Annotated in this window: 10 protein-coding genes; 3 read left to right on the top strand and 7 right to left on the bottom strand. The window is 69.4% G+C overall.

Features of this window, described 5'->3' with window-relative positions:
• Positions 1-97: 97 nt before the first annotated feature.
• The 7 genes from ABZU75_RS21045 to ABZU75_RS21075 form a co-directional block, all read right to left on the bottom strand.
• Positions 98-1,543: an RICIN domain-containing protein gene (locus ABZU75_RS21045; RefSeq protein ID WP_355556610.1), complete on the bottom strand. Its 1,446-nt coding sequence runs from the start codon at positions 1,541-1,543 to the stop codon at positions 98-100.
• Between the two features lie 499 nt (positions 1,544-2,042).
• Complete coding sequence (locus ABZU75_RS21050) at positions 2,043-3,197, bottom strand: alpha/beta hydrolase (protein ID WP_355556613.1); 1,155 nt, start codon at positions 3,195-3,197, stop codon at positions 2,043-2,045.
• A 12-nt stretch (positions 3,198-3,209) separates the two neighbouring features.
• Positions 3,210-4,628 (bottom strand): S41 family peptidase, encoded by a 1,419-nt coding sequence (locus tag ABZU75_RS21055; protein WP_355556616.1) that lies wholly within the window; start codon positions 4,626-4,628, stop codon positions 3,210-3,212.
• The gene (locus tag ABZU75_RS21060) at positions 4,625-5,668 is read right to left on the bottom strand and encodes an ABC transporter permease (RefSeq protein WP_355556619.1); all 1,044 of its coding nucleotides are present in this window, start codon (positions 5,666-5,668) and stop codon (positions 4,625-4,627) included. The genes ABZU75_RS21055 and ABZU75_RS21060 overlap by 4 nt, the downstream gene beginning before the upstream one ends.
• Positions 5,665-6,552, bottom strand: coding sequence for an ABC transporter ATP-binding protein (locus ABZU75_RS21065; RefSeq protein ID WP_355556622.1), 888 nt, complete (start codon positions 6,550-6,552; stop codon positions 5,665-5,667). The genes ABZU75_RS21060 and ABZU75_RS21065 overlap by 4 nt, the downstream gene beginning before the upstream one ends.
• Entirely contained in the window at positions 6,549-6,953 is a 405-nt protein-coding gene (locus ABZU75_RS21070) for a GntR family transcriptional regulator (RefSeq protein ID WP_355556624.1), read from the bottom strand. The genes ABZU75_RS21065 and ABZU75_RS21070 overlap by 4 nt, the downstream gene beginning before the upstream one ends.
• Before the next feature lie 526 nt (positions 6,954-7,479).
• Positions 7,480-8,343 (bottom strand): NAD(+)/NADH kinase, encoded by an 864-nt coding sequence (locus ABZU75_RS21075; protein ID WP_355556627.1) that lies wholly within the window; start codon positions 8,341-8,343, stop codon positions 7,480-7,482.
• Positions 8,344-8,506: 163 nt separating this feature from the next.
• Between ABZU75_RS21075 and ABZU75_RS21080 the strand changes: the two genes are divergently transcribed.
• From ABZU75_RS21080 to ABZU75_RS21090, 3 genes are all read left to right on the top strand, one after another.
• Positions 8,507-9,388 carry a sulfotransferase gene (locus tag ABZU75_RS21080; protein WP_355556630.1) on the top strand — a complete coding sequence of 294 codons (882 nt, stop codon included), beginning with the start codon at positions 8,507-8,509 and terminating at the stop codon, positions 9,386-9,388.
• Positions 9,385-10,566, top strand: a complete 1,182-nt coding sequence (locus tag ABZU75_RS21085) for a glycosyltransferase family 4 protein (RefSeq protein ID WP_355556633.1) — start codon at positions 9,385-9,387, stop codon at positions 10,564-10,566. The genes ABZU75_RS21080 and ABZU75_RS21085 overlap by 4 nt, the downstream gene beginning before the upstream one ends.
• Positions 10,567-11,100: 534 nt before the next feature.
• Positions 11,101-12,486: a family 2B encapsulin nanocompartment shell protein gene (locus ABZU75_RS21090; RefSeq protein WP_350923524.1), complete on the top strand. Its 1,386-nt coding sequence runs from the start codon at positions 11,101-11,103 to the stop codon at positions 12,484-12,486.
• Positions 12,487-12,548: the final 62 nt, after the last annotated feature.

Genomic DNA, 12,548 nt, shown 5'->3' on the forward strand with positions numbered 1-12,548 from the left:
CGGGCGATGCCCGCGGGAGCCGTTGGAGGTGTTCCGTCTCAGGCCCTGACGGGCCCGCGCCAGGTCCGGGTCAGGGGCAGACCTGGAGCAGTCCGGATCAGACCGAGATCCGGCCGGCGCCGGCGCCGCCGGTCACGATCGACTTGACGCTGGAGGCGGTGTCGAGCGAGTAGGAGTAGGGGATGGAGGCGACGCTGCCGCCCGCGTCCCCGGCACCGGAGTTGACGAAGTGGTTGTTGCGGGCGACCAGGTTGGCGGCGGGAGAGGAGCCCTCGCCGCGGTGGTAGGGGTCGGGGGTGTTCTCGAAGTAGTTGCCCTCGACCAGGACGCCGGCGTTCTTCGTGGACGCCACGCCGTACCCGCCGCCGCTGCCGACGTTGCCGTAGTAGTTGTTGTAGACGTGCACCGGGTTGCCGAAGCGGACCCGCGGGTGGCGCTGGTTGGTGCCGTCGAACCAGTTGTGGTGATAGGTGACGCGCAGCTTGCCGGTGTCCTCACTGGCGTTGCCGTCGTCATGGCCGAGCAGCATGGTCTTGTCGTGGCTGGAGACCCGGTTCCAGGAGATCGTGACGTAGTCGCTGGCGCGCTTGACGTCCACGGCTCCGTCGTAGCCGTTGCTGAAGGAGTTGTGGTCGATCCAGACCCGGGTGGAGTACTGGACCTGGATGCCGTCGTCGTTCCAGTTGCGGAAGGTCAGGTTGCGGACGATGACGTTGGACGCCTCGGAGATGTTGAAACCGCAGCCGGAGATGACGGCGCCGGAGTTGCCGAGGATCGTCTTGTTGGAGGTGACCTTGAGCATCCCGGAGCAGGAGATCGTGCCCGACACCCGGATGACCGCCGCGCCGCTCGCCGAGAGCGCGCTGGTCAGCGCGGAGGCGCTGCTGACCGTGGTCGCCGGGGTGTTGCCGCCGCCGGTGGTGCCGCCGCCCTGGGTCGCCCAGCCGACCAGGCCGGTCTGGCCGCTCGGCGGAGGCGTGGTGGGAGTGGAGGTGGGGGTGACGGTCGGCGTCGGGTTCGAGCCGCCCGCGGGGACGAGCCGCCACTGCTTGGTCGCCACCGAGTCGCAGGAGTTCTGCTGTACGAGGGCGCCGGAGGAGGTGGAGTTGTCGGCGGTGTTGAGGCACTTGCCGCCGCCTGCGTTGACCACCCGGTAGTTCGACCCCGACTCGGTCAGGTTCCAGGTCTGGGAGGACGCGCCCGAACAGCTCTCCTGCTGGACGGCCTTGCCGGCGGAGGTGCTGGCGTCCTTGACGCCCGCGCACTTGCCGCTGTGCGTGGCCTTGAGCTGGGTGCTGCCTCCGGACACGGCCCAGGTCTGCCCGGCGCCGCCGCAGCCGCTCTGGGTGAGCTGGACGCCGTCGGACGAGCTGCCGCCCGGAACGGTCAGGCAGAGGCCACTGCCGTCGTTCACCAGTGTGTAGTTTCCCGCGGCGGGAGCGGCGGCCGCGGCGGCGGAGACGCCCGCCACCGTTCCCGACAGGGCGAGGGCCGTGGCGGCGATGACCGCACCGGCCGTTTTCCTGTTGAATCTGTACAGCACAGTTGAGCTCCTTGCTGGTCCGGCAGGCCGGTGCGGCCTGCGTTTCGGAGTCCCCCCAGCGAGCACTCGCCGTTCACATATGCGATCCGCGGACATGTGAGCGAACAATCCACAAGCTAGGTAAGCGCTTTCCCGCTGTCAACCCGCCGGTGAAACTTTCATGACTGCTGCTGTTGCCGTGCCGTTCGTCATCACGTTCCGTGACCGGCGGCGGCGTGCCGGGCGGAGGAGATGACGGCGTCCGAATCGGGAGTCGAAGAGACTTGGAACGGAATCCGGCGCTAGCGCGGTTCCCGCTGGTCGTGTAGCCGCTTGTGTCGGGGCCCTTGAAGTCCGGCACGCCGTTCTCGCGGACACCGAGCCGGGCCGACCGGGATCCTCGCCACAGAAGACGGCCTGGCCCGTGGGCGCGGAACCGCTCCGGGGTGTCGGCCGGTGGGCTTCAGAGCCTCCTGTCCGAGGAGTCGGCATCCCCGACGGCTTCAGGGTGCACAGGGCCTCAGGATTGTCCGCATGTCGCGGGGCAGAACCTGACCTCCGGGTAGCGCGATGACGGCTTGTCCAGGAGGGGCTGCCGCCGCGACCTCAGGTGCTGGTCGAGGAAGGCCGCCACGTACGTGCGGGTGAGCTCGGCGGCGCGCGCCGCAGGCAGGACGCCGGCGGTGGGCGTGATGCCGAGGGCGCCGGCCATCAGCGGGGCGTCGGTGAAGGACTGGTGTTCCGAGCCCGTCAGCACGAGCCAGCGCTTCCACCCGGTCAGCAGCTTCCAGTCGCGCTCCCACGAAGTGTCGCGACCGCCGGGGACGTGCTGCGGCGAACCCAGGAACATGAACGGCCGGGAGAACCCGCTCTTGGGGATGCGGGCGTAGGTGGTGCCGTCCATGTCGATCCCGGCCCGCACCCGGGAGTCCTTCAGCATGGCCGCCATGGCGCCGGCCCCGCCCATCGACTGGCCTGCCATCGCGATTTTGGAGCGGTCGATCAGGCTGGCGCCGTCCCACTTCGATGGGAGCTGGTCGAGGACGAAGGAGACGTCGGCCGCCCGGCCCTGGACCACCCCGGTGCCGAAGCCCGGGTCCGTGTCGCTGTCGCAGGCGAGGCATTCGGCGACCCGCCCGCCGGGGAAGGTGGTGGCGTAGTTCTCGTAGGTGTGGTCGATGCCGGCCACGACGTACCCTCGGCTGGCCAGGTCCTCGGCCAGGGACGTGAGAGTGATCATCGGATTGGTGAAGCCGGGGGAGATCACCACCAGCGGCAGGTTCCGGCCCGCGGGTTCGGCGTCTTTGATGGCGTTGGTTCGCGTCTTGCTGAGCGTGTCGTTCGGCACGCCCCCGATCCCCAAGCGCCTCAGGGTGAGCTCCGACTCCTTCGGCGTCATGTACGGCGCCCGCTGCCCGTCTCGCTGCTCGGTCGGATACCACAAGGTGACCTTGAGCTCCCTGGCGTCGACGTCGAGGTTCCAGGGATCGGGGCGGGAGGCGTCTTTCAGATACAGGGCGGTGGTGCCGACCAGATGGGCGCCTGTGGGGGCGGGCAGGGTGGCGGGGCCGGTCGGCGTGGCCGACGGGGCAGCGGACCGGGGCGGCGTGGGCGCGGAGCAGGCGGACGTGGCCAGGACGACCAGTCCCGCGGCGACTGCCAGGATCTGTCTCATCGAGAGGTCCCTTCACTTGTTCAGCAAGGTCAGGGCCTTGGCCAGCGCGGGGTCGCGTCCAGCGGCCGCGTCCTTCGGGGTCAGGGGCACGTGGTGGTCGGGCGGCACGCCGATCCGGTCGATCACCTCGCGGTTGGGCCCGAGGTGGTGCCTGGCGGGGAAGCTCAGGCTGGTGTTGTTGCCGAGCAGGTACGGCTGCGCCGGGCCGGAGATGACGCCGGCGGTTCTGGTGCCGACCAGCCGGCCGAGGCGCAGGTCCTTGACCGCGGAGCTGAAGTGCTCACACGCCGAGGCGCAACTGCGGTCGGTGAGCACCATCAGCGGCAGGTTGAGCAGCTCGACGGTGTTGTCGGTCCACAAGGTCTCGCACTTGGCGTCCACGGTGCACAGGTAGGCGGTGGCCTTTCCATGGGTGAACGCGCTCACCAGCCGGGTCGCCTCCGTGGGGCTGCCGCCGCCGTTGCCGCGCAGGTCCAGCACGACGCCGGTGAGCGTCCGGCCGGTGCGCAGCCTGGAGATCGCCTTGAAGACCCTGTTCGCGGAGTCGGGAGCGAACCCGCGCAACCGTACATAGGCGATGCTGTCGTCCAGCAGCTTCGACTGCACCACTTGCAGGGCGGCCAGATCTCGCTGATAGAGGCCGGGCTTGAGCGTCATGCTCCAGTGGCGGCCGGTGCTCTGTCGTAGCAGCCGCAGCCGCACCGGGCGCGCGTCGGGGTACTCGGGGTAGAGGACGGCGATCGCGGGGGTGGCCTTGCCGTCGACGAAGGGCGCCGATCCGTTGATCGATTCGATGACGTCGCCCGGGCGCAGTCCGGCGGCCCGCGCCGCGCCGCCCTGCACGGTGGTGACGAACAGCGGAGGGAGGGCGACGCCGGGGTTGCCGCCCACCTGCGGACCGTTGACGTTCGCCTGGAAACCCAGGCCGTAGCCGTCACCGTCGTAGTAGTCCGGCGGCCGTTTGACGTCGTGTGCCCAGCGGGCGTGGTTGTCGCCGAGGGCGGCCACGATGGCCTCAAGGGTGCCGACGGCCAGCTTGTCGCGCAGGTCGGGAACCCGATCGGTGATCTTGCGGTAGACGGCTTCGAAAGCGGTCCAGTCGGCTTTCCGGTCACCCGTCAGCGCCGGCATGCCCGCCTCGGGCAGGTCGCGCCCGTTGCGGTTGAGCTCCTGCGCCAGGGCGACGAATCCGGCGGTCAGCAACGAGCGGGCGTCCAGCGTGGCGCCGCTGTAGTAGTTGCCGAGGATGCAGAAGTACGCCTGCTCGATGACGTCGATCGTGGTGGCCGTCTCCGCCCCTGGAGCTCCCCGGGGTGCTGCGCAGACCGTACCGGCTGCCGTGCTCGCCTCGCTGCGCGGCGGCGCCGGCGCCGTGCAGGCCGCTGCGAGGAGGAGTGCGAGCCCGGCTGCCGCGGTCCTGATGACGGTCATGACAGGCGCCTGCGGATCCACCAGAAGCAGAACCAGGTGAGGCCGAGGGTGAGCAGGGCGTAGATTCCGGTCTCGGTCCACTGGAAGGGCCAGAAGCGCTCAAGGGGCTGGTAGGTCGCCTGCTGCCGGTAGCCGAGCCGGTTGATCTCGACTATGCAGCCGTCCCCGCCGCCCGCCGACGGTGCGCAGGGGCCCGACGTGGTGGAGACCGGGACGGCGCCTTCGCCGCCGGTGCCGAGCGTACGTCCGGACGGATCGACCAGGCTGGCGGACAGGACCCAGGCGCCCGCGTGGCCGGGAACGGCCGACCTCAGTTGAATATCCACATATCCGCCTCGGTCCCGATTTATACCGATGCCGTCCACGTTCGTCTTGCCGAGCTCGAAGGTCGAGGTGATCGGGGGCATCAGGTGGGGCCGGACCAGCAGCGGCATGGCGAGTTGGAACGCGGCGAAGACGGCCAGAGTGAGGGCCATGGCGGGCAGCGTGCGGCGCACCAGCATGCCCACGGTCACGCCAAGGACGAAGGTGAAGGCCGCATACCCCATCGGGGCGATGCCGCGCGCGCCGAACACCAGGGGAGCCATCAGGGCCAGGTTCTCAGCGGCTGATTTGTCCAGAGGGTCGGACCACCAGGTCACCATGAGGCCGCACAGGCCGGCGACGGCCACGGCGGTCAAGCCCATGAGCCCGAGCTTGACCGCCAGCCAGCGGCTGCGGGTGATGCTCTGGTTCCACACCATCAGGTGCGTGCCCGCCTCCAGCTCGCGGGTGATCAACGGTGCTCCCCAGAAGAGCCCGGCGAGGGCGGGCAGGAGCAGCACGACGAGAGTCAGGGCCATGAACGAGGTCTCATGCCCGCCGAAGAAGTGGTCGTAGAAGCGGTCGCAGGTGTTGTCCTGGGTGCAGGCCGCGATCCCGGCGGAGTAGTCGGAGACCAAGCCGGGGCCGGTCAGGGCCAGGGCGGTGGCGAGGATGACGAGCAGGGCGGCCATCGTCGCGGCCGAGCCGCGGAACTGGCGCCAGGTCAGCCAGATCATCGCTGCACCTCCAGGGCGACTCGCCGGTCCGTGGTGCGCTTGTCCATGTAGGCCAGGACGAGGTCTTCTAGGCTGAGCCGGCTGACCGTCCAGGCGGGATCGTGGATCGGGGCGTCGGTACGGACCACGAACGTGCTCTGCCGCTCGGTGTGACGCGCGGAGATCACGTGCTGGTCGGCGGGCAGCCGGTCAGGGGCGCGGCGCGGGCCGGTGAGCCGGTGATGCGTGGCCAGCAGCTTGTCGACCTCCCCGGCCATCTGCACGCGCGAGTCGACGAGCACGATCAGGAAGTCGCAGACCCGTTCCAGGTCGGAGACCAGGTGGGAGGAGAGCACCACGCTGAACTCATGCTCGACGGTGGCCTCCATCAGCCCCTGCAGGAACTCGCGGCGGGCCAGCGGGTCGAGCGAGGCCACGGGCTCATCCAGGATCAGCAGCTCGGGCCGCTTGGCCAGACCCAGGGTGAGGGCGAGCTGAGCACGCTGGCCGCCCGACAGCTTGCCTACCCGCTGGGCGGGATCGAGACCGAGTTGCGCGATCCGGTCCCGCGCCATAATGGCATCCCAGCGGGGGTTGAGCCGCGCTCCCAGCCGCAGGTGATCGGCGACGGTCAGCCCGGCGTAGACGGGGGTGTCCTGGGCGACGAACCCGACCCTGGCCAACTGCGCCGGGCCACTGGCGGGACGGCCGCCGAGCACGGTGATGCCGCCCGCCGTCGGTTCGAGCTGGCCGCTGGCCAGCTTCAGCAGCGTGGTCTTGCCGGCTCCGTTGGGGCCCACCAACCCGATGACGTGGCCCGCCGGGATGTCGATGGTGCACTCGCGCAGCGCCCAGCGCCTGCCGTATTTCCTGCCCAGTCCCTGGGCCTGTAGGACAGCGTTCACGCTATGTCCTCCTGAGCGGTGGTCCGAAAGGTGGTCATAAAGAGGGCCTCGATGCTTTCCTCGTCGAGGCCGGCCCGGCGGGCCTTGGCCAGCCAGCGCTGCAGTTCCAGGCGCAGCGGGCCGTGCGCGGCCAGCGAGGTGTCGGCGAGCGTCGCCGTCACGAACGTCCCCACCCCTGGCCGGGCGGCGACCAGGCCCTCGTGCTCGAGTTCCCGGTAGGCCTTGAGCACGGTGTTGGCGTTGATCGCCAGTTGCGCCACGGCCTCCTTGACGGTCGGCAGCCGGTCGCCTTCGCGCAGCAGGCCCAGCCGTAGCGCATGCCGTACTTGCTGGACCAGCTGCAGGTACGGCGAAACACCCGACCTGCCGTCCAGATGGAACTCGATCACTGGCTGCTCCATTTATCTAGCTTCCTAGGACTTTAGACTTCTACATGTTAAAGGATCATAAGGATCGTTGTCCCGGTATCGCCCGGCAGCCGAAGCGGCCCATCGCTCCTCGGCTTGACCGCAGCCCTACGCCGGGGGCAGATCTTTCCCCTGCCTCGCCGAACGACCGCTGCGGCAAATGCCGGATTCACTGCGGCAAGCTCATGATCGCGGCCGTGCTGACCTGTACCGCCTTCCTCGGTGGCCGAGGTCGAGGTGTACGCGCTTACCGCGGCAGAGCAGAAGGCTGGAAATGATGAGCGCGGGCACCGCCGACGTGATCCCCCTCGGCCAGGATCGCTCCGAGGCGTACGACGACGCGGTCGAGGCCTATCCGCGCTCAGCCGGGATCGGCGAGGCACCCAAGCGGATCTATCGCATCTCCTTGACGACGTGGGCCTGGCTCGCCTGCGCGGCGGCCGGCGACGTGGCCGGCCGCCGCGAGGCGGGATGCTTCTCTGGCCGCGGCGTCGTCACCGGTCATCGCGGGGGCGGGGGCCTAGTCGACCTCGGCGCTCCCGTTGACGCGGAGCTTGCGGCGGGCACGCTCGTAGAAGCTCGTGGTGCCGAGCCGGACCACCCACGCGGCGGCGCGCATCGCGGTGACGGTGAGCTCGTCCCCCGGCGACAGGTGCGCACCCACCGCGCCGTCCACCTCCAGGGCCAGCCGGCCGCTCGCCGGCAGCAGGCCGAGCACGACCCGCTCGTCCGCCGACAGCACGAGGGCCCGGTTGAACGACGAGTGCGCCGCGGCCGGGACCACGAGGAAGCCCTCGACCGTCGGCGACACGATGGGGCCGCCCGCGGAGAAGCTGTAGGCGGTCGACCCGGTGGGGGTCGCGACGATCACCGCGTCGGCCGCGTAACGCACGAAGGGATGCCCCTCCACGGTGATCGACATCGCGGACAGCCCGTGGCCCGGTATCCGCACCAGGGCGATGTCGTTGAACGCGGTCACCGAGGTGCCGTCGGGCAGGGTGGCCCGCACCGCCATCCGGGGTTCGACCGTGTAGGCGTTGTCGTCGATGGCCGACAGCGCGAAGGGCAGCTCGTCGACGTCGATCTCGGCGAGGAACCCCAGCTTGCCGAGGTTGACGCCGAGGATCGGAGTCCGCCGCCCCGAGATGAGCCGCATGGTGCGCAGCATCGTGCCGTCGCCGCCGAGGCTGACGAGCAGGTCGGCGCGGTCGACCAGGGTGGCGCCGTCGACGGACACCGCGCTGCAGTCGATGCGCCCGACCTCGTCGGGCAGCCCGAGCACCGTGACGCTGCGGGCGCGGGCCCACTCCACGATCGTGTCGATGGCCACCTTCGAATCGCGCTGCGGGTGCAGAACCAGTCCCACGGTCTTGACCATCCCCATGGCTCACACTGTACGGCGATTCGCCGTCGGTCCCGCGCGGTGAAACCCCGGCGCGCTGCCACCCGCCCGCGGCCCGGTGCTCGCCGGGGCCCGGCGGGAACGGGGGGTGTTCCAAACTGAACACACAGTGAAATGCCAGGAAAGATGGGTAGCCTGCCTGGGCATGAAGTGGCAGCGTAAGGCCAACGACGCCCTTGTCAGGCTTACCGGATTCCAGCTTAACCGGGTAGGAAAAGTCGGCTCGTCGGCGGATGCGGGGGCCCCGGCCGCGGAGGAGCCGTTCGGTCCGCCCGCCGACCCGAAAGTCGACCGGCTGCTGGTGGCGCCGGTCTTCGTCCTCTCGCCGGTGAGGTCCGGCTCCACGCTCCTGCGGGCGATGCTCAACGCCCACTCCATGCTGCACGCCCCGCACGAGCCGCACGTGCGGAGGCTGAGGGTGGAGTTCGGCACCTCGCTGGCGGAGCGGGCGATGAAGGCGCTCGGCCACAACCGGGCCGACCTGGAACACCTGCTGTGGGATCGGGTGCTCCACCGCGAGCTGGTCAGGAGCGGCAAGACGTTCTTCGTGGACAAGACACCGGCCAATGCCTTCGCCTACCGGCGCGTCGCCGCGTGCTGGCCGGACGCCAGATTCGTCTTCCTGCTGCGCCACCCGGCGTCCATCGCCAGGTCGTGGTACGAGGCGGGGGCGGGCAGGCGGACGCCGGAGGAGGCGGCACTCGACGCCCTGCGTTACATGAAGGCGGTGCAGCGGGCACGGGGGGCACTCAGCGGGTGCACCGTGCGTTACGAGGACCTGACCGCCGACCCCGAGGCCGAGGCGCGCCGCGTCTGCGACTTTCTGGGAGTTCCCTGGGAGCCGGAGATGCTGGCCTACGGCGAGCAGACCGTGCTGGAGAAGGGGCTCGGCGACTGGAAGGACAAGATCCGGTCGGGACGGGTGCAGCCCGGGCGCGACCTGCCGGGTCCGGAGGAGATACCCGACCCGCTCCGGCCGATGTGCGAGAGCTGGGGATATCTGCCGCCTGCCACGGAGCCCACATGACGGCGCCGGAGACCACGAGGATCCGCTACCTGCTGCTGCACGCGTACGGCATGGGCGGGACGATCCGCACGGTGATCAACCAGGCGAACGCGATGGTCGCGGCCGGCCATGAGGTCGAGATCGTCAGCGTGGTACGGCGGAAGGAGAGACCCCAGTTCGAGATCGACCCGCGCATCCGTCTCCTGACGCTGTCGGACCAGCGTGAGGGCAGGCCCGTCGACTCCATGGGGCGGCGGGTGTGGCGGTGGATCCGAGGCAGGATCGTGCCCGCCGGCGAGTTCGCGGCCTCCTACTTCACCGAACGCGTGGAGCGGGCCGTCATCGACTACGTCTCCGCGCTCACCGACGGCGTCCTGGTGACCACCCGCCCCGCCCTGAACCTCATCTCGGCCCGCCGTGCTCCCGCGAGCGTCGTCAAGGTCGGGCAGGAGCACATGAACCTGGCCACCCACTCCGAGGCGGTCCGCTCGGAGATCGGCCGCCATTACGGCAGGCTGGACGCGGTGGTCGTGCTCACCGAGACCGACAGGAGGGAGTACCAGGCGCTCCTGCCCGCCACGCGCGTCGAGCGCGTCCCCAACGCGGTCGGCTCCGTGCGCCGGACACCCTCCAGGAAAGACGACAGGCTCGTGATCGCGGCCGGGCGGCTGGTCGGGCAGAAGGGCTTCGATCTGCTGATTCCCGCGTTCCGGCAGGTTGTGGACCGTCACCCGGACTGGCGGCTGCGCATCTACGGCACCGGCAAGAAGAAGGGGCAGTTGCGCGCGCTCCTGAAGGAGTACCGGCTGGGGGACAACGTCACCCTGATGGGACGGACCGATCGTCTCGACGAGGAACTGGCCAGGGCCTCCTTCTACGTCCTCAGCTCGCGGTTCGAGGGGTTGCCGATGGTGATGATCGAGGCGATGACCCACGGGCTGCCCGTGGTGGCCTTCGACTGCCCGACCGGCCCGGCCGACGTGCTCACCCCCGAGGTCGACGGGCTGCTCGTCCCTCCCCGCGACATCGACGCGTTGGCGGCGGCGATGGTCCGGCTCATCGAGGACAGGGAGCTGCGGCGGCGGATGGGAGCGGCCGCGGCCGTCGCCGCGCACGACTACACCCCCGAAGCGGTCATACCGCTCTGGGAGAAACTGTTCGCCGAACTGCTGGACCGAGGACCGAAACAGTCAGGCTGACCTGATCCGCTGGCTTCCCTCGCTTCTCGTGAATTTAGCGAAAAATCCATTCTTTAGTGCCTGCCGGCGCCCTGCTGCGAGGGTGCCTGCGGGATGAAGGCGACCTCCGTGCCGCGGACCCTGCCGATCGTGGGTGCTTCCTGGCCTTTTCCCTGTTCTGTCGGTGAATGACGGGTGCATGGCTGAGATGAGAAATATCAGCCGACCTGGCGGGCAGGGGGAATCGAGGCGGATCCGCAGCCTGCCGGGACTCCGGTACGGGCCTGGGTGGCGTCGAGAATAAGACATTCAATATTTTTCGGGCATTTGACGATGGAGTCTTTGTTTATTGTTGGCTCGATCGTATTCAATGCTTGACAATATATTTAAGGGCAACCCAAAATTGAGGCGTCCATGATGGCGGGTCGAATTCGGATCCGCGCATCGGGAGGTCAGTATTCTGCCGTTTCTGTCGCGGTTGACTGACGTTTCCTCCTGGTTGATTCATGTCTTCGCTTCCCCTGTTGGTACGAGCACGGATCGGTGGTGTGTGTTGTGACGGAGTTCGAGGCTGGCCGGTCGCAGCTGAGTCTGAGTACGGACGCCGCGCGTAACCTGGCGACGACGACCAAGTCGACTCCCCAGATGCAGGAGATCACCTCGCGGTGGCTGCTGCGGATGCTTCCCTGGACGCAGGTGTCGGGCGGCACCTACCGCGTCAACCGGAGGCTGACCTACACGATCGGCGACGGGCGGGTGAGCTTCACCAATGCCGGATCGCAGGTGGCGGTCATCCCCGCCGAGCTGTGCGAGCTGCCCCTGCTGCGCGGGTTCGACGACTCCGACACCCTCGACGCGCTGGCGGGCCGGTTCGTCCAGCGGGAGTTCCGGGCCGGCGACGTGCTCGCGGAGTCGGGGCAGCCGGCCGACGAGGTGGTGCTCATCGCGCACGGCAAGGTCAACAAGGTCGGCACCGGGCCGTACGGCGACGAGATCGTGCTGACGGTGCTGGCCGCGGGTGACCACTTCGGCGACGAGACGCTGGTCGGCACGGACGGCGAGTGGTCGTTCACCGCGAGGGCGGTCACCAGCGGCACGGCGATGGTCCTGCCCCGGCACGCGTTCCTGGAGCTGGCCGAGCGTTCCGAGGAGCTCCAGGCCCATCTGCGGCGGCGGGAGACCGCCACCAGCGGGCCGCAGAACAAGTACGGCGAGGCCGCCGTCGAGGTGGCCGCCGGGCATGCGGGAGAGGCCGACCTGCCGGGCACGTTCGTCGACTACGAGCTCAGCCCGCGCGAGTACCAGCTGAGCGTCGCGCAGACGGTCCTGCGGGTGCACAGCCGGGTGGCCGACCTCTACAACGACCCGATGGACCAGGTCGAGCAGCAGCTCCGGCTGACGATCGAGGTGCTGCGCGAGCGGCAGGAGCACGAGCTGATCAACAACCGCGAGTTCGGGCTGCTGCACAACGCCGACCTCAAGCAGCGGATTCACACCCGCAGCGGGCCGCCCACCCCCGACGACCTCGACGAGCTGCTCAGCCGCCGCCGGAGCACGAGCTTCTTCCTGGCACACCCGCATGCCATCGCCGCCTTCGGCCGCGAGTGCAACGCGCGCGGGCTCTACCCGCAGGGCGTCGACGTCGGCGGTAGCGGGGTGCCCGCCTGGCGTGGCGTCCCCATCTTCTCCTGCAGCAAGATCCCCATCACCGGCACCCGCACCACGTCGATCCTGGCCCTGCGCGTCGGCGAGGACAACCAGGGCGTCATCGGCTTGCACCAGACCGGCATCCCCGACGAGTACCAGCCCAGCCTGTCGGTCCGGTTCATGGGCATCAGCGAGAAGGCGATCATCTCCTACCTGGTCAGCGCCTACTACTCCGCGGCCGTCCTGGTGCCCGACGCGCTCGGCATCCTGGAAGACGTCGAGATCGGCCACTGAGGCCGGAGTCTCCGGTCCTGACGGACGCGTTTCCCGCGGGCCCGCCCGGGCCCGGCACCTCG

The sequence above is a fragment of the Streptosporangium sp. NPDC005286 genome (assembly GCF_040607515.1).
Lineage (GTDB): Bacteria > Actinomycetota > Actinomycetes > Streptosporangiales > Streptosporangiaceae > Streptosporangium.